Source organism: Sphingomonas sp. NFR04 (assembly GCF_900114095.1).
Lineage (GTDB): Bacteria > Pseudomonadota > Alphaproteobacteria > Sphingomonadales > Sphingomonadaceae > Sphingomonas.
In genome coordinates, this window is record NZ_FORV01000007.1 from 188,878 (window position 1) to 205,768 (window position 16,891).

At 67.8% G+C, this 16,891-nt stretch carries 14 protein-coding genes; 4 read left to right on the plus strand and 10 right to left on the minus strand.

Annotated features, from left to right (window positions below; all coding sequences use genetic code 11):
* Positions 1-26: 26 nt before the first annotated feature.
* Positions 27-1,037, plus strand: coding sequence for a glycosyltransferase family 4 protein (locus tag BM009_RS18585; protein ID WP_093298463.1), 1,011 nt, complete (start codon positions 27-29; stop codon positions 1,035-1,037).
* Here the strand turns inward: BM009_RS18585 and BM009_RS18590 are convergent.
* Entirely contained in the window at positions 1,023-1,910 is an 888-nt protein-coding gene (locus tag BM009_RS18590; RefSeq protein ID WP_093298464.1) for a helix-turn-helix domain-containing protein, read from the minus strand. The two genes, BM009_RS18585 and BM009_RS18590, sit on opposite strands and share 15 nt — an antisense overlap.
* A 110-nt stretch (positions 1,911-2,020) precedes the next feature.
* On the opposite strand from BM009_RS18590, the gene pobA reads away from it, so the two are divergent.
* Positions 2,021-3,190 (plus strand): 4-hydroxybenzoate 3-monooxygenase, encoded by a 1,170-nt coding sequence (pobA, locus tag BM009_RS18595; protein WP_093298466.1) that lies wholly within the window; start codon positions 2,021-2,023, stop codon positions 3,188-3,190.
* 2 nt (positions 3,191-3,192) lie between these two features.
* Positions 3,193-4,203: an aldo/keto reductase gene (locus tag BM009_RS18600; protein WP_093298467.1), complete on the plus strand. Its 1,011-nt coding sequence runs from the start codon at positions 3,193-3,195 to the stop codon at positions 4,201-4,203.
* 187 nt (positions 4,204-4,390) lie between these two features.
* Here the strand turns inward: BM009_RS18600 and BM009_RS18605 are convergent, their stop codons facing one another.
* The gene (locus BM009_RS18605; protein WP_093298469.1) at positions 4,391-5,080 is read right to left on the minus strand and encodes a GntR family transcriptional regulator; all 690 of its coding nucleotides are present in this window, start codon (positions 5,078-5,080) and stop codon (positions 4,391-4,393) included.
* A gap of 41 nt (positions 5,081-5,121) precedes the next feature.
* Positions 5,122-6,219 (minus strand): aromatic ring-hydroxylating oxygenase subunit alpha, encoded by a 1,098-nt coding sequence (locus BM009_RS18610; protein WP_093298470.1) that lies wholly within the window; start codon positions 6,217-6,219, stop codon positions 5,122-5,124.
* A 681-nt stretch (positions 6,220-6,900) separates the two neighbouring features.
* Here BM009_RS18610 and BM009_RS18615 point away from each other — a divergent pair.
* Complete coding sequence (locus BM009_RS18615) at positions 6,901-7,683, plus strand: aldolase/citrate lyase family protein (RefSeq protein WP_093298471.1); 783 nt, start codon at positions 6,901-6,903, stop codon at positions 7,681-7,683.
* A gap of 120 nt (positions 7,684-7,803) precedes the next feature.
* On the opposite strand, the gene BM009_RS18620 is transcribed toward BM009_RS18615, so the two are convergent.
* Genes BM009_RS18620 through BM009_RS18650 form a run of 7 tightly spaced genes read right to left on the minus strand, consistent with a single transcriptional unit; the run spans position 7,804 to position 16,866 of the window.
* Positions 7,804-9,441, minus strand: a complete 1,638-nt coding sequence (locus BM009_RS18620) for a glycosyltransferase family 39 protein (protein ID WP_093298473.1) — start codon at positions 9,439-9,441, stop codon at positions 7,804-7,806.
* Entirely contained in the window at positions 9,438-11,096 is a 1,659-nt protein-coding gene (locus tag BM009_RS18625) for a hypothetical protein (protein WP_093298474.1), read from the minus strand. The genes BM009_RS18620 and BM009_RS18625 overlap by 4 nt, the downstream gene beginning before the upstream one ends.
* Complete coding sequence (locus BM009_RS18630) at positions 11,093-12,478, minus strand: hypothetical protein (protein WP_093298476.1); 1,386 nt, start codon at positions 12,476-12,478, stop codon at positions 11,093-11,095. Before BM009_RS18630 ends, BM009_RS18625 begins: the two co-directional genes overlap by 4 nt.
* Positions 12,475-12,852, minus strand: coding sequence for a GtrA family protein (locus BM009_RS18635; protein ID WP_175488116.1), 378 nt, complete (start codon positions 12,850-12,852; stop codon positions 12,475-12,477). Before BM009_RS18635 ends, BM009_RS18630 begins: the two co-directional genes overlap by 4 nt.
* A gap of 8 nt (positions 12,853-12,860) precedes the next feature.
* Entirely contained in the window at positions 12,861-13,811 is a 951-nt protein-coding gene (locus BM009_RS18640; protein WP_093298479.1) for a glycosyltransferase family 2 protein, read from the minus strand.
* 2 nt (positions 13,812-13,813) lie between these two features.
* A complete protein-coding gene (locus tag BM009_RS18645) occupies positions 13,814-14,902 on the minus strand; it encodes a GumC domain-containing protein (RefSeq protein ID WP_175488117.1) in 1,089 nt (362 codons plus the stop codon).
* On the minus strand, positions 14,899-16,866 hold the full coding sequence (locus BM009_RS18650; protein WP_093298482.1) for an SLBB domain-containing protein: 1,968 nt from the start codon (positions 16,864-16,866) through the stop codon (positions 14,899-14,901). Before BM009_RS18650 ends, BM009_RS18645 begins: the two co-directional genes overlap by 4 nt.
* Between the last annotated feature and the right edge of the window lie 25 nt (positions 16,867-16,891).

Below are 16,891 nucleotides of genomic sequence, written 5' to 3' on the forward strand. Positions count from 1 at the left end.
GGGCACGGCGCAGCGCAGGGCGCCGCATGAAGATCGCCATGCTCGCGCCGATCGCCTGGCGCACCCCGCCGCGGCACTATGGTCCCTGGGAGCTGGTGACGAGCCTGCTCACCGAGGCGCTGGTCGCCAAGGGCGTCGACGTCACCCTGTTCGCCACGCAGGATTCGGTCACCACCGCGCGCCTCGCCGGGGTGGTGCCGCGCGGCTACGAGGAAGACCCGGCGATCGATGCGAAGGTGTGGGAATATGCCCACCAGTCGCACCTCTTCGCCCGTGCCGGCGAGTTCGACCTGATCCACAACCAGGCAGATTTCCCCGCCCATGCCTATGCCCCGCTGATCGACACGCCGATGGTGACGACGATCCACGGCTTCTCCTCCGAGCGCATCCTGCCGATGTACAAGCCGTTCGAGGACCGCGTGCACTATGTCGCGATCTCGGATGCCGACCGGCACCCGGCGCTGCGCTATGCCGCGACGATCCACCACGGCATCCGCCTCGACGATTTTGCCCATGACGCGGACGGGAGCGACGACCTGCTGTTCTTCGGCCGGATGCATCCAGACAAGGGCGCGGCCGAGGCGATCGCCGTCGCCCAGGCGACCGGCCGCCGGCTGAACCTCTACGGCATCGTCCAGGACCAGGGCTATTTCGAGCGCGCGGTCCAGCCGCACCTGGGTGACCGCATCGTCTATCACGGCCCCGTCGGCGGCGAGGCCCGGATCAAGGCACTCGGCAGCGCCCGCGCGCTCCTCCACCTGATCAACTTCGACGAGCCTTTCGGCCTGTCGGTGATCGAGGCGATGGCGTGCGGCACGCCGGTGATCGCTGTGCGTCGCGGATCGATGCCAGAGCTGATCGACGATGGCCAAACCGGGCTGCTCGTCGCCTCGGCCGACGACGCGGTGGAAGCGGTAGACCGCGTCGGCGCGATCGACCGCGCAGCCTGCCGCCGCGCGATCGAGGCGCGCTTCTCGGTGGAGGCGATGGCTGATCGCTACATCGCGCTCTATCACCAGATCCTAGACCGCGGCTGAGGCACCGCTCCGTTCGCGAAAGGCGCGCGGCGGGGTACCCACATGCCGCGCGAAGAAGCGCGAGAAATAGGCCGGGTCCTCGAACCCCACCGCGTCGGCGACCTCGCCGACCGACAGGTTCGAATAGAGCAGCAGCCGCCGCGCCTCGAGCAGCGCGCGTGCATCGAGCATCGCCGCGGGGCTGCTCCCCGCGACCCGGCTGCAGGCGAGGCGCAGCGCGGTGACACTTACCCCCAGCGCGCGGGCATGGGCGCCGACGGATTCGCGCAGGCGAAAGCGCGCCTCGATCCGCGCGCGCAGCCGGGCGACCACCTCCGCCTCGCGCCGACTGCCTGCGCCGAGGGCCGGCGCCGCGCCGCCGCAGCGAAGGCAGCGCACCAGGATCGCGAGCAGCGCCGCTTCCACCGCCGCGCGCTGCCCGGGCGCCGCCCAGCTCAGCTCGCGCTGCACCTCGCCCAACGAAGCGGCGATAGACTCCCCCTCGCCTTCGGTCAGCGGCAACGCTCGCGGCACCCGGAACAGCCCGTCGAGCGCCGGATCGCGCATCGCCAGCTGCGCGAGATAGGCGTCGGCTATGGTGCACACCCAGCCGCGCGACTCCCGATGCCAGCCGAAACCATGGACGATGGCCGCCGGCACCAGCAGCAGCGCGGGCGCCGCGAACGTCGCCGTCTCGGCCTCGGCGGTCATGGTGCCGCCGCCCTCGGCGATCAGGATGACATGGTGGAGATCGCGGTGCAGATGCGGGCGTATCGTCCATTCGCTCGGCCGCGAGCGATCGTCGAGATCCTCGACATGGACGAACCCTTCGGCGACGCCCCGCTGCGGCTCGCCATAGAGATAGAAGGCCGGGACCGGGCTCCGTTCGCGCATGACAGCAGTCTGGCAGCGTCGGGCGAATCGTCCAAGTAAAAGGTTGACCCGTCCCTCGCCCGCGCGCCGCCGCTGCCGCATCATGCTGCGCAACAAGATTGGAGAGGCGCATGCGGACGCAGGTAGCTATCATCGGTGCCGGCCCGGCAGGGCTGCTGCTCGGCCACTTGCTGCGGGCAGAAGGCATCGACGTGGTCGTCGTCGAACGCGCCACGCCCGACTATGTGCTCGGCCGCGTCCGCGCGGGCGTGCTGGAGCGCACCGCGACGATGCTGATGGAGCGGATAGGCCTCGCCGAGCGCATGCACCGCGAGGGCCTGCCGCACGACGGCTTCGCGCTCGCCGATGGCGATCGGCTGATCCGAATTCCGGTGACCGAGCTCACCGGCCACCATGTGCTGGTCTATGGCCAGACCGAGCTGACCCGCGACCTGATGGAAGCCGCACCCGAGCGCGGGCTGCAGGTGGCGTACGGCGCCGCCGACGTCGCACTGCACGACCTCGAAAGCGATGCGCCCTATCTCACCTACACCCGGGATGGCCGGGCCGAACGGATCGATGCGGACTTCATCTGTGGCTGCGACGGCTTCCACGGTCCGTCGCGCAAGGCAATTCCGGCGAGCGTCGGCGCCGCCTACGAGAAGGTCTATCCGTTCGGCTGGCTCGGCATCCTCGCCGATGTGCCGCCCTGCCACCACGAGCTGATCTACGCCAATCACGATCGCGGCTTTGCGCTCGCCTCGATGCGCTCGGCGACGCGCAGCCGCTATTACATCCAGGTGCCGCTCGACGCGGATCTCGGCGACTGGCCCGACGACCGGCTGTGGGACGAGCTGGCGGTGCGCCTTGGGCCGGAGGCGGCAGCCAACCTCACCCGCGGGCCCTCGCTCGAAAAGTCGATCGCGCCGCTGCGCTCCTTCGTGTTCGAGCCGATGCGCCATGGCCGGCTGCTGCTCGCCGGCGACAGCGCGCACATCGTGCCGCCCACCGGCGCCAAGGGCCTCAACCTCGCCGCCTCGGACGTGCATTATCTCTCCGAGGCGCTGGTCCGTCACTATCGGCATGGCGACCGGGAGGCGATCGGCGGCTATTCGCACAAGGCGCTAGCGCGGGTCTGGAAATCCGAGCGCTTCTCGTGGCAACTGACCCGGCTGATGCATCGTTTCCCCGAAAGCGATGCGTTCGATCGCCGGATGCAGCTGGCCGACCTGGACTATATCGCCACGTCGCGTGCGGCGCAGACGACGATCGCCGAAAACTATGTAGGACTGCCCCTCTGACCATGATGACGCTGCCCACCCGCACCATCGGCCCGTTCACCGTCTCGGCGATCGGATTGGGCTGCATGAACCTCAGCCACGCCTATCTGCCGCGCCCCGACGCGGCCGATGCCGAGCGGCTGCTGCTCCATGCGCTGGATGCGGGCGTGACCTTCCTCGACACCGCCGCGCTCTACGGCTTCGGCGCCAACGAGGAACTGCTCGGGCGCACGGTGATGCACCGCCGCCGCGACTTCACGCTGGCGAGCAAATGCGTGCTCGGCGGATCGGACGGCAAGCGCGGCATCGACGGCAGCCCGGAAGCGATCACCCGCACGCTGGAGGATTCGCTCCGCCGGCTGAACACCGACCATATCGACCTCTATTACATGCATCGCCTCGATCCGACCGTGCCGGTGGAGGAATCGGTCGGCGCGCTCGTCCGCGCGGTGGAGGCGGGCAAGATCGGCGCGATCGGGCTATCGGAGATGTCCGCGGCGACGCTGCGGCGCGCGCATGCCGTCCATCCGATCGCGGCGATGCAGACCGAATATTCGCCCTGGACGCGCAATCCGGAGATCGCGGTGCTCGATGCCTGCGCCGAGCTCGATACCGGTTTCGTCGCCTTTTCGCCGGTCGCGCGCGGGCTGCTAGCCGGCGGGATCGCGGCCGAGGGCGTGCCCGAGGGCGACCTGCGCCGCGGCATGCCGCGCTTCCAAGGCGACAATCTCGTCCGCAACCTCGCCATGGCCGCGCGCTTCCGTGCGATCGCCGAGGCGGCGGGCTGCTCGATGGCGCAATTGTGCATGGCGTGGCTGCTGTCGCGGCGCAGCTTCATCGTGCCGATCCCCGGCACCACGCGGATCGATCATCTCGACGACCTGCTCGGCACCTTCGCGCATCCGGTGGCGCCCGAGCTGCTCGTCCAGGTCGACGCGCTGTTCCCGCCCGATGCCGCCGCCGGCCCACGCTACGCACGGGAAGCGCAGGCGCAGGTCGACACCGAGACCTGGCCGGACGAGCAGCTCGCCTGAGGGTTTCTCGAACGTAGCTATACGCTATCGTTTTCACCAAATACGTCGTCATCCCCGCGAAGGCGGGGATCCATTGGCGCTGACGCCATGGCGCTTACCCCAGCGTCCTGGCAAATGGATTCCCGCCTTCGCGGGAATGACGATGGTTGTTCAGCGCCGGGACCACGCCACGCCGATGCTGGGTCGGCTACTCCGCCAGCATGCGGAAGGCCCTGCGATTGGCGACCGCCACCGCCGCGTGCCCGCGCATCAGCCGCTCGGCACGCCCGGCATCGCCGCTGCGGATCGCGTCGAACACCGCGCGGTGCTCGCGGTGGGCCGCCAGCAGGTGGCGATACTCGCCTTCCAGATCGTCCCAGTCGAGCGCCAGCGCCGCGGCGGAGGCGAAGGGCAGATGGTTGTTGCGACCGAGCGCCAGCGCGATCGAGGGGTTGTTACTCGCCGCGATCAGCAGGTCGTGAAAGGCGAGGTTGTAGCGGTAGAAGCCATCGAGATCGCCGTCTGCGAGGTGCCCCTTGGCGAACAGCGCGTCGCCTTCCGCCAGGATCGCCTCCAGTTGCGCCAGTTCCGCCTCGCCCAGCCCGCGCTCAGCGACCCGACGCGCCGCCAGCCCTTCGAGCACGCCGCGCACCTCGATCGCCCCGCTGATCGCCGCGGCGTCCACCGCGCGCGGGGTATAGCCGCGCGCGCCGAGCTTCTCGACCAACCCCTCATGCTCCAGCGCCCGCAGCGCGGTGCGCACCGGCATGCGCGAAACGCCCAGCGCCGCGGCGGTGGGAATCTCGGCGATCCGTGCGCCCGGCTTGATCGTGCCGTCGGCGATCATGCGGCGGAGCGCGACCAGCACCTGCTGGCCCGGCTTTGCAGGCTTGTCCATCGCCGGCGCTTAAAGCATCGGCGCGGTGCCCCGCCAAGGGCCTAGGCCGCGGCGTCGACCGGGGCGGCCTGCTCGGCGGCGATCGCCCGCTCGATCATCAGCCGCGAGCGCACCCCGCCGGCATCGATATTGAGCTTCATCAGCCGGCGCTCGGGGTAGCGCAGCAGATTGGCCTGCTGACGTTCGAGCATCTCGAGATCCTCGCCGAAGATTGTGCCCTGGCCGGCGCGGATCGTATCGGTCAGTGCCGCGTCCGCCACCGCGAAGCGCCGCGCCATGCCCCAGAAATAATGGTGCGAGGTCTCGGTCTCGGGGGTGATGAAGTCGACGACGATGCTCGCCGCCTTCCAGCGATCCTCGGCATGATAGCCGCCCTTGCCGGCGAGCGCGACGCCCACCTCGATCAGCACGTGACTCGGCAAGGTGAAGCGGCAGATCTGCCAGCGATCGACCGGCTGGTCGTCGGGCAGCCCGGCGCCGCGCAGCGCCATCTTCCAGAAAGGGGGCGCCTCGATCCCTTCCATGAAGCGACGGGTAACCACCTGCTCGCCCTCGATCAGCGTCTCTACCGGCGCCTCGTCGATCTCCTTCTGGCCGATGCTGGTGCTGTGGACATAGGTTTCGTGGGTGAGATCCATCAGATTGTCGACCATCAGCCGATAGTCGCAGGCGATGTGGTAATAGCCGCCGCCATAGGCCCAGTCCGGGCTTTCGGCCCAGGCGAGGTGGTGGAGCTTGGCCGGGTCGGCGGTCTCCGCGTCGCCGGGCCATACCCAGAGGAAACCATAGCGCTCGATCACCGCGAAACGGCGGATTCCGGCGAATTTATCGACGCGCTGGCCGGGCATCGCCGTGGCGCGCCCGGCGCAGCCCATCACCAGCCCGTGATAGCCGCATACCAGTTCGCCGTCGCGCACGAAGCCAAGCGACAGCGGCGCGCCGCGATGCGGGCAGAAGTCCTCGAGCGCGACCGCCTGTCTCCCAGCGCCGCGGAAGAACACCATGGGCTGCCCGCAGATCGTGCGGCCGAGCGGGCGCTCGGCAAGCTCGTCGGCCGCTGCCGCGACATACCAGGCGTGTAGCGGCCAAGGCGGCGCGGCATCCCGGGCCTGCCCCGGCAGCTGCGGGGATCGACTCATGTTCCTCTCCTCGTGTCGCGCACGCTATTGGATCCAATAGGCGCATGCGCTATCGGGTTTGTCAATCTCGCGCGCGGCCTCTCCGGCCACCCAGGCATGGCGACCTTTGGCGCGCGTCCGTCTGACGGTTGGATCGATGAATCCCCGGATCTGGTATGAAAGCGGGATTAAACGAGCATGAAGCATGGCTAACTGTTCGACGACAGGCCCATGCCGTAGCGGCACTGCTGCGACGGACGCACCAACAGAGCGCCGATGCGCGCACCGTTATTGCAGCCGCAACTATGATGCGTTGCGGCATCTTCTCCCTCGCGCCCTGTGTTGTCGGGCGGGATGGTGCGGGGCCGAAACGGAACCGCGTCGCGCGCCAACAACTACTCCGCCATCGCCACAGACGGGCGCAAATTCAGCCGCGCGCGCTGTTTTCTGCATTGACCAACGGCGAAACGGGGTCCAACGAATATCACCAAATAATGTTGCAATGTGAAGGCGCGGCACGTGCAACGGTATTTGGGTTTGGTTTGATCGGCCGCGGGGCACGGCCTGGTCGGTGCTTGCGAAGCGCGGCTAGGGGTTTGTTAACCATGTTCCACCACGATCGATCCGATGCCCCGGGTTCCACCCCGGCTTTCGTTTGTTGACTGCTAAAGGAAAATCCTTGTGACTCCGAATGAGCGTAAGATGCTTGATTGCCTCAAGAAGGGGCGCGACCATTACGGTGTCGTTGCCGTCAAGGCAGAGTTCGAAGCGGAGGGCACGCGGCCGGACGAGTTCCTCCGACTCCTCGAACTCGCGCAGCGCGCGGACCTCAAGGTTGCGCTGAAGATCGGTGGTTGCGAAGCGGTTTCCGACCTCCTGTCGACCAAGATCTACGGCATCGACTATGTCATCGCGCCGATGGTCGAGACGCGCTACGCGCTGTCGAAGTTCATCGATGCGAAGAACAAGACCCATGGCCCGAACGAGGAGCGTACCGAGTTCCTGTTCAACCTGGAAACCCAGACCACGCTCGACAATCTCGAAGACATCGTGCCGCTGGCGAAGGGCAATGTCGACGGCATCGTGTTCGGCCGGGTCGACTTCACCCTGTCGCGCGGCATGGCCCGCACCGCAGTGAACGAGCCGACCATTACCGAGGCCGTGCTGCGCGTCGCCCAGGAATGCGTCAACAACGACCTGGAGCTGGTCGTCGGCGGTTCGGTATCGATGGAAGCAATCGACGCGCTGCGCGAGTTCCGCGCGGTGCGCCTCGACCGGTTCGAGACCCGCAAGGTGATCTTCGACGGTGAAGCCGCGACCAGCAAGTCGCTCGCCGACGGTATCGCCAACGCGGTCGAGTTCGAGCTGCTCTGGCTCAAGAACAAGCGCGACTACTACAGCAAGATCGCCGCGGAAGACGCATCGCGCATCGAGATGATGGAGCGCCGCATCGCGGTCACCGCAGACACCGCTGCCGCTGCCTGATACGGCCCGGCCCGTCGGCGACGGCGGGCAGGACCTGCAAGAAAGGCCGCAACCTCCCGTGCGAGGTTGCGGCCTTTCTTTTGTCCATAGCAGATAGGCCGCGCTACGGCGCCAACCGCCTCAGCGCGGCGCGTCGTGCGCGCCCCGGAAGTCCACGATCGTCACGATGCGGCCGCCGGTCTCGCCGGGCTGCGGCACGAACCGCGCCACCGTCTTCCCGCGTGCGACATAGTCGCGATAGGCGGCATATTCCTCGGGGAAGGCGCTGCGTTCGGCCTTGTAACGCTCATATTGGGTGAGGATCGCAAAGTCGGCCCGGCAGGTGTCGCGCTTCGCCGCAGCCACGGTGCCATAGTCGACATTGGCGCGCGTGCCCCGCGCCTGATCGATCGAGCCATAGCCGATCTTGCCGTGCAGCTTGGCCGCCGCATCCACGCAGCCGGCCTCGGCCATCGGGAACAGGAAGTGCCAGGGTTGCGGCAGCAGGTCGAAGGCGAAGTGCTCGACCAGCACGCTGCTGCCGGGCGGGATGTGCGCGATCGCCCAGGCCGAGGCACGCTGCCGCGTATCGTGCATCCGCTCGCGCGCCTGTGCCAGCGACGTCGTCGCCAGCGGCACGGCGACCGCGGCGGCCGCGAGCACGCCCGCGGCGATCCGCCAGCGTGCGCCGACCGGGGCGACGACGCGGCACAGCCCCAGGGCGACCAGGATCGCGCAGATCGGCAGGATCGGCATCGCCCAGCGCTCCCACACCATGGTCTGGGTGCAAAGCAGGACGAAGAAGCTGGCGAGCAGCGGCAGCAGCAGCGCCGCCATCCGCGGCCTGCGCCCGGCAACCGCGATGCCGGGCGCCAGCAGCAGCAACCCCGCGATGCTCAACCCGGTCGAGAGCGGGCCCGTGAGATACCAGCGGGCATTGAACCAGAGCGACCCGCCGGTCGATCCCAGGTGCCGCGCCTGGCTCTCGCCGGTCAGGTTGCGCACCACCGTCGCATGGTCGAGCACGAGATAGGGCGAGAGCAGCGCGCAGAAGAGCAGCGCGGCCAGCCCCGTGGCGATCGTCCGCGCCAGCGCCGCCCGCAGGGAAATCGCCCCCGTGTGTCGATACAGCCAGATACCGCCCGCGACCGGCAGAAAGCTGAGCGCGAACGGCCATTTGGTGGTGATCGCGCAGCCGAGCCAGAACGCCGCCAGCACATGGTCGCGCCACCGCCCGCGCTCGGCGATATTCAACGCCGCCAGCATCACGAGCAGCATGAAGAAACACGCCATCATGTCCGATCGGATGATCTGCGAATAGGTGATGTGGACCGGGCTGAGCGTCAGCACCGCCGCCGCGATCAGGGCAACCTCCGCCCCCGCAAGCCGCCGGGCAAGGCGATAGGTCAGCAGGATCGTGCCCAGCGCGAAGGCCGTCATCGCCAGCCTTCCCGGCAGGATGATCCAGCTCGGATCGGCATAGACCGCTGTCCCGAACGCGTCGAGCGAGGCAAAGCGGCCGCAGAGCCAGCCGCCGAGGCCCACCAGCACGTTGACCACGGCGAGCACATACATCGTCGTCGTGGCAGGATGGCCGAACCACCCGGGATTGAGCGTGTGCCCGCGCAGCATGCGGATCGCGCCGAGCTCGAACATCAGTTCGTCGGGATCGTTGAGCGCCGGCAGGCCGAACCCGATCGAGGGCAAGCGCAGCCAGAGCGCGACGACCACCAGGATCGCCAGCACCCAGCTCGGCTTCCACCGCAGGGCTTCGCTCACGCGCCTTCGATCACGATGTCGGCGACCCGCGCCTGCGCCGCCGATCGGTTGCCGATCCGGACGCGGCTGTCGGCACCGCCGCCGAGCGCGGCATCGTCGATGCCGGTAGTGTCGATGCGCAGGCGGCGGCTTTCGCTATCGAGCTGCACCCCGGCCGAATATGCGGCGGTTTCGCAGCCCAGCAGCAGCGCCACCGACCCGCGGCTGCACTGGCGCAGCGATGCCGCCGGACCGCGCATGTCGCGCGACGCACCGACCCAGGCCTGTACCGCGAAGCCGCGGCAGCGATCGAGCTGGAGGGGCGCGACATGCTCCAGGATCTTCAGCCCGTTCACCTGCACGCCGGCGCTGTCGCGGGCGAGAAGGCCCACCGCGCCGCCGCCGGCACGGCTGTTGGTTCCGCCCACCATCTGCCCGCCCTGGATGCTGATCGCCCCCCGCTGCGCGACGCACTGGATCGCCGCCTTGGCGGAAGGCGCCGCCGCGATATAGGGATCGGTGATGTCGATCAGCGCCTGCGGGCTGGTATCGCGAATGTCGATGCCGACAGCGCCGCACTGGTCGAGCACCGGCATGTGCAGGTGCAGATTGACATGGCCATCGCGCGCGCGCCCGCCGATCTCCGCGGTCTTGCCGTCGACGCGAATGCCCGTTGCGGGGCCCGCCGTCTCGAAGTTGGTGATGAAGCTGTCGGCGAACGCGCCTTCGAGAAGGAGGCCGACATTGTCGCCCAGTGCCGGATCGCCGCCGATCGTGGCATTGCAGTCGGTGAGGAACAGCGAGGCGTTGCCGCCGGCCAGCCCGATCGCCTGTGTGCCGTCGAGGAAGAAGCCGCGCCACGGCGCCCCGCGCTGCGTGCCCGGAATGGCGCGGAACGCGACGCAGTTGATCATTTGCGACCGCACCAGCCCGCGCGCGACGAAGCCGATGCCGTGTTCGGCGGCGCTGATCTCCTCGAAGCGGGCGAACAGCAGGAATTCGGCGCGCAGGCCCGCGGGCGCGCGCGCAGGGTCGCCGCCCACCGGCGCCGCGCGGCACAGGGCGATGCCCGTCACCACGATGTTCTGCGGATAGTCGTTGACCGAGCGCGGGCGCTTGGCGGGCCCCACGCGCAGCACGTCGGCGGTACCGTTGGTCACCACCAGCCGCGTGCCGGCGCCTGCTGCGGTGCCGCGAAAGCCCGCCCCGACGACGCGGACGAACGGACGCTCGATCACCCAGGTGTCGGACAGGAAATAGTCGGCGGGCAGGAGGTGCAGCACCGGGTGCGCCGCGAGGCATGCAGTCAGCGCAGGCAGGCTGTCGACCCCGCCATTGCCGGGCGCCGCGCCCCACCATTCGGGATGCGCGTGCGGCGTCCGGCCCTGGTTGAGGTCGACGCGCCCTGCCCCGGTGAACACCCGCGCGACCGGCGCCGCGAATTCACCCAGCACCCGCAGCGTCGCACCGGCGGCGATGTCGAGCACCGCGCCAGGCTGCAGCTGGAGGTCGCCCTCGATCGTCTGGTCGGCGGCGATGCGGTGGATCCCGGCGGGCAGGATTCGCGGCGGCGGGGTGTTCTCCGCCGGTGCGGGTGCGGCCCGCGCCTCGACCAGGCCGCCCAGCAGCATCGCCGAGGCCGGCAAGATCGCGCGACGCGAGAAGGTGGCGGTCATGGCTGCGCGCCGGCCTCGGCGACGGGCGGCCGGGGCCGCGCGACACCCGGGAGCAGCGGATAGTCACGCCGATAGCGCCACCGGCGGCTCCAGCCCTGGTGCCGGATGTCGCGCCACACCGCGGCGATCGTGGCGGCAGACATGCTGACCCCGACGAGGATCAGCAGCCCCGGGCGCAGGAACATTCCGAGCGCGACGCCGAGATGCACTTCCACCTGCGCGCCACCGGCGAGATAACTGATCCGCTGCAGCGGCGGGATATAGCCGACAATGATGTCGCTCGGCAGCGCGAGGATGTAGCAGAGGATGATCGCGATCGGCCGGGCGATGCCGCGCCACGACTCCATGAACACGAACATCAGCACCAGCGCTTCGGTATAGCCGCCGGCCTCCGAGCTGATCAGGGCGAGGCAAACGCCGAAAAAGGCGACCCGGTGCGGCGGCACCGCTTCGGGACGGAGCCAGGTCGCCACCGCCGCCAGCACGATCGATAGCTGGCCCAGCCGGGTTACGGTGGGCAGGAACACCAGACCGAAATCGGCAACCCGCGATCCAACGATGGTACTGACCGGGAAACTGGTGCCCTGCAGCATCGAGATGAGCGGCTGGTAGGTTACCGAATACCAGACGTCGAGCACCTGTGCCGCGATGAAGCCGGTCGAGTAGGTGAAGATGTTGTCGAACAGCTCGATCGGGGTACCGACCCCGAGAATGCCGTAGGTGATCGCGTAGATCAGCACGGTGGCGATCAGCGCCCCTTCCGCCCACAGCCATTTGCGCCGAAGGAGCTGGGCGAAAATGGTGGCGATCAGGTAGATCTTGAAGTTCACCGCGATGCCGGCGAAGAACCAGCGGGCGCGCGCCGATTTGATGATCGGCCCGAACGCCAACAACATCGCGGTGAAGCACAGCAGGATGATGTTGCCGCGCTCCAGCGCGAACATCATCGGCATGCCCGTGGACACGGCGATGGCGCGCGGAATCGCGGTGCGGCGGTCGATCTTGCTGAACGCGATCGCAGTAAGGATGATGTTCATCACGAAGATCGCGTGGATGGCGACCAGGCCTACCCAGTCGCAGTCCCGGACCTCCTGCCCTTCCGCACCGAGATAGCAGCTGCCCTTGCCCAGCAGCCGCATCACGACGAACGACAGCGGCGGGTAGATCGTCCCCCATTTGTCGTAGGTGCCGCGGTCGTGCGCCCAATAGGCGGTATTGAACCAGTCCATGAAGGTGTCGGACGGTTCGTAGAAGAAGGGCTGCTGCAGATAGCCCTCGAAATACAGCACCCACATCACCCGGCCGATCAGGGCCAGGACGAAGAAGCCCATCGCATATTCGAACCACAGCCAGAACCGGCCGCCGTCGCGTGCCCGGATCATGCCGCGCGCCTGCGGAACACAAGGCTTTTCAGCGCGAAGTAGTTGACGACCGACACGATCACCGCGGACATCAGCCCGGCGATATAGGGCGACGCGACGAAGCGCGAGATCAGCGCCAGCGTCGCCAGCCCCAGCAGGTAATTGACGCCGTAGGACAGCGCGAACCGCAGCTTTGCCGGCCCCGCGTCACGGAACACGTGGCGGCTATAGGTCAGGTAGTTGAACGCCATGCCGAGCAGGTGCGCGGTCAGCTGCGCAACGAACATGTTCATGCCCAGCCACACCAGCGCCGCATACATGCCAAGCCCGAAGGCGGTGTTGAGCACCCCCATCTGGTAGTAGCGCCACAGCTCCTGCAGGCGTGCGCGGGTCATTACCATGATCAATAATCCGGCGGGAAGTTCACGCGCTCACGCTCGAGAACCAGGGGGGTACGCCGGGTACGCTCGGAGATGATCCGGACATTGTCGCCGAGAAGGCCGATGAAACCGAACAGCGCGGCGAATTCGGCTTGGACGACCGAGGCGATGAACCAGCCCGCGATCGGCTTGCCGAGGACGAACGCCACCATGCCGCCGATCAGCATGACCAGGGTGAGCAGCGCGCCGAGCGCGCCGATATAAAGCGGCATGCGCAGCAGCTTCTTCGACGATCCCGCCAGTGCCGACATCGCGAAATCGAACAGCGCGAAGAAATTGTTCTTCGACTTGCCGGCCGCACGCGGCGCGCGGGGATAGCTGATCGTCTCGAGGCGATAGCCGGTCTCGACCAGCATCGCCCGGAAAAAGGGTTCGGGCTCGGCAAGCCGACGCGTCGCCTCGACGACGCGCGCGGTGTACAGGCCGAAGCCGGTGGCGTTCGGCACCACCGGATAATCGCCGAAGTTGCGCGCCAGCCAATAGGACAGGCGCCGCATCACCGTGAGGACCGGCCCCGTCTTCTCCGTCTCGCGCACGCCCAGCACGATATCCACCCCGGCGCGCCAGCGCTGGACGAAATGCGGGATCAGCGTCGGCGGATCCTGGAAATCGGCGCACATGCCGATCACCGCCCGGCCGCGCGCCTGGTAGATGCCGTAGGTCGGCGAGCGCATCTGGCCATAGTTGCGGCTGTTGACGATCAGCCGCACCCGCGGATCCTGCGCGCAGATCGCGCGCAGGATGTCGACGGTGCGATCCGTCGAGTCATTGTCGATGAAGATGATCTCGAAGCTTATCGCCAGCGGCTCCAGCTCCGCGATCGTCGCCGCACAGATGGCGGCGGCATTCTCTTCCTCGTTGTAGCACGGGATGACGACCGAAATGTCGGGGTGCGTATCGGCCCGGGTCGACATGGTCAGGCCAGGCCCTTTTCGAGCAGCGGCGGCCGCGCCGAATAGAATTCGATCGCCACGCCGATCACGACCAGGCAGATCAGGATTGCCAGCGGGAAGATGTTGAGCTGCCGCGTCGTATCGATATAGGCCGGCTCCAGCACGCGGACGTTGGCGCTGGACGTCAGGTCTTCGACCGAGGTACCCTGCAGGAACTTCTTGTAGTTGTCGTACAGGCTCTGCGCGAAGGTCAGTTCACGGCGCAGGCGGTCGACCTCGGTCGACTGCTGCACGACCTGCCCGACCGAGCTCTGGTCACCCGGCTTGAGCGACTTCGCGGAGGCAAGCTGCGTCTGCAGCGCCTCGACTTCGGCGATCACCTGGCGGATGCGCATGTTGTCGTCGGTCGCGAACTGGCGCATCTGCGCGAGCTGCACCTGCTTCGAGCGGATCATCGCTTCCATTTCCGGGATGCGATCGCCGGCAGCATAGATCGCCGCCTGCGGGCTCGAATAGCGCGTCTTCAGTCGGAAGGTGTCATAGGCGCTCTGCGCCTTCGCCAGACGGTCGCTCGCATTTTCGACCAGCTCGAACAGGATCCTGCGCTTATAGGCGGTCTGATCGAGCGCGATCGACGCCAGCTGGGTACGTACCGCGTCCGTGTAGGCGGAGATGATGTTGCGGGCCAGATCGGGATCGCGGTTCTGGATCGAGAACTGGATGATCCCGCCCTTGAGCGAGCGGATGTCCATGTGCCGGTCGAGCCAGCGATGCGTGGCAACCTCGTCGCGGCCCAGCACCTGCTGGAGCTTGAGCTGCTTGGACACCTTGCTGCGGACATAGTCGCTGCGCGCGATCTTCAGCGCGACTTCGATCGCCGCCTGGTTGCCGAAGACGCTGTTCATCGCACCCAGCTGGCCCAGCGCCCCGCTGAGGCCGAGGCTGCTGGGCTCGCTGGTGGTCAGGCTGGTCGCCGCGCGATATTTCTGCGGGAACAGCGTGAGCAGCGCGAAGATGATGATCAGCACCAGCAGCGCTACGCGCCGCCAGAGCGGGTTCCGCACGACGGGCGCGTTGGCGATGGTGCCGGTGATGGTGCGAGGGGGGGTCAATTGCTGATCGCCGCTACTGCGGCCGCAGAGAGGCCGAATTGGAAGATGATGGCCGAGATGTCGCGGATCTTCGCCCAGACCGACGAAGACTGCGTCTTGAGCGGCACGAAGACGGTGTCGCCCGGCAGCACCTTGGCCTTCAGCGCACCCCGCTTCTGCGTCAGCACCGAGCCGTTGGCACGAACGACGAAGATGCGGGCCTTGTCGGCGCCGCGGATCGGACCGCCGGCGCGTTCGAGATACTGGCCGACCGATCCGGCCATGCCTTCGAGCAGGAACGATGCCGGACGATACACCGCGCCGAACACGCCCACCGTCGCCACGCGCGGCGGTACGACGATATGGTCGTTATTCTCCACCGCCAGGTCGTCCGGCAGCGGGGTGGTCACGTCCGAGATGTTCAGCACCAGCCGCCCATCGGGCTGCTTGGTGCGCATCTGATCGAGGAAGCTGCGGGCCGCCGCGATCTGTGCCTGGCGCTGGCCCGCATCCTGCAGCGAATCGCCGGTGAGCGGTGCCGCGGCGAGCGACACTTCCATCTGGTCCACGGCCTCCGAGAAGCTGCGGCGCTGCTGCGCCCGCACCGATTCGCGATAGTATCGCGTGCCGTACACATAGGCGCGCGGCGTCAGCCCTCCGGCCATTTCGAGGATCTTCGACAGCGGCGTATTGGGCGGCACATAATAGTTGCCCGGCCGGTTCACTTCGCCCTCGATGCGGACGACCGCCTGCTGGCGCTCGAGCGGCCGCGTGAGCGAGCCCTGCGGCAGCAGCTGGATGATGTCGCCGCCCTCGGCGCGTTCGGCACCGGCGAGGCTGCGGTCGATCATCCGGCTGCCCACGGTATCCTGATCGGCCTGGCGATACAGGATGAGGCGCGACGGATCGGCGATGGTGGTCGGTCCGCCGGCCAGCGCCAGCACGTCCGCCAGGCTCTCGCCCTCGCGCGTTTCGTAGATCGCCTCGTCGTTGACGCTGCCGACCACGGCGACCTGCTTGCCCACCGCCGGGATGAACAGCACGTCCTCGTTCTGCAGCACCGGATCACGCGAGCGATCGCCCTTGCGGAGCAGCTGATACAGGTCGAAGTCGGTGACTTCGCGGCCGTTGCGGTAGAGCTTGACCGAGCGGAAGCTACCTCCCGAGGACGGGCCGCCCGCGGCGAGCACGGCATTGACCAGCGTCGACAGGCTGGTCACCGAATAGGCGCCCGGATTGTTCGCGAAGCCGGTGACGTAGACGCGTACGCCGCGCAGCCGCTTGACGCTGACCGAGACGTCGTAGCCGCGGAACTGGCGGCCGATGGCGGCGGAGACGCGATCCTTCAGATCGCGGTAGCGCACGCCGATCAGGCTGATCGAGCCGACATTGGGCAGGAAGATGCGGCCGTCGCGATCGATCTCGCGGTCGACACTGCCGTCGACGGAGCCGGTCATCGAGATCGACACCACGTCGCCGACGTTCAGCGCATAATCGGGCGGAATCGTCGTGGTCGCAGGTACCGTGAAGTCGCGTGCGCTTGCCGTCAGCAGATCGGCGCCATAGCGCTTCAGGTCACGGCCGGTGACCTCGCGTGCCCAGCGTTCGAACTCGCCCGGCGCGGCCGGCTTCTTGAGGTCGACGCTGTTCAGGTCGAGCAGGCCGTTGTTGCCGCGCTGCGGCCCCGATGCGGGGCTGTTCTGCGGCTCGTAGCTGGTGACCTCCGACCCGCTGATCGACACCGGCTCATAGGGGCGCGTGGTGATCTGGCTGCCGTAGGAGCCGCGCTCGCCCTGTCCCGCGCCGCTGCTGCTGTCCATGCCGGATTGCTGCGCATTGGCCTCGCGGGCTGCCTCGGCGAGTTCGCTGGGATCGACAAGCTGCGCGAGCGCGGGAAGCGGTGCAAGCATCAGCGCGCCCACCGAAACCGATCCAGACAGGCGAAGGATCGCCCTGGTCGCGCTGGACTTGATGGTTACCGTCATGAAAATCTCATTTCCTTCGCTTGTC

Coding starts and splice junctions, on each gene's coding strand:
- BM009_RS18585 (WP_093298463.1), top strand. CDS start 27: ATGAAGATCGCCATGCTCGCGCCGATCGCCTGGCGCACCCCGCCGCGG.
- BM009_RS18610 (WP_093298470.1), bottom strand. CDS start 6,219: ATGAGTCGATCCCCGCAGCTGCCGGGGCAGGCCCGGGATGCCGCGCCG.
- BM009_RS18640 (WP_093298479.1), bottom strand. CDS start 13,811: ATGTCGACCCGGGCCGATACGCACCCCGACATTTCGGTCGTCATCCCG.
- BM009_RS18635 (WP_175488116.1), bottom strand. CDS start 12,852: ATGACCCGCGCACGCCTGCAGGAGCTGTGGCGCTACTACCAGATGGGG.
- BM009_RS18615 (WP_093298471.1), top strand. CDS start 6,901: ATGCTTGATTGCCTCAAGAAGGGGCGCGACCATTACGGTGTCGTTGCC.
- BM009_RS18630 (WP_093298476.1), bottom strand. CDS start 12,478: ATGATCCGGGCACGCGACGGCGGCCGGTTCTGGCTGTGGTTCGAATAT.
- BM009_RS18600 (WP_093298467.1), top strand. CDS start 3,193: ATGATGACGCTGCCCACCCGCACCATCGGCCCGTTCACCGTCTCGGCG.
- pobA (WP_093298466.1), top strand. CDS start 2,021: ATGCGGACGCAGGTAGCTATCATCGGTGCCGGCCCGGCAGGGCTGCTG.
- BM009_RS18650 (WP_093298482.1), bottom strand. CDS start 16,866: ATGACGGTAACCATCAAGTCCAGCGCGACCAGGGCGATCCTTCGCCTG.
- BM009_RS18605 (WP_093298469.1), bottom strand. CDS start 5,080: ATGGACAAGCCTGCAAAGCCGGGCCAGCAGGTGCTGGTCGCGCTCCGC.
- BM009_RS18590 (WP_093298464.1), bottom strand. CDS start 1,910: ATGCGCGAACGGAGCCCGGTCCCGGCCTTCTATCTCTATGGCGAGCCG.
- BM009_RS18625 (WP_093298474.1), bottom strand. CDS start 11,096: ATGACCGCCACCTTCTCGCGTCGCGCGATCTTGCCGGCCTCGGCGATG.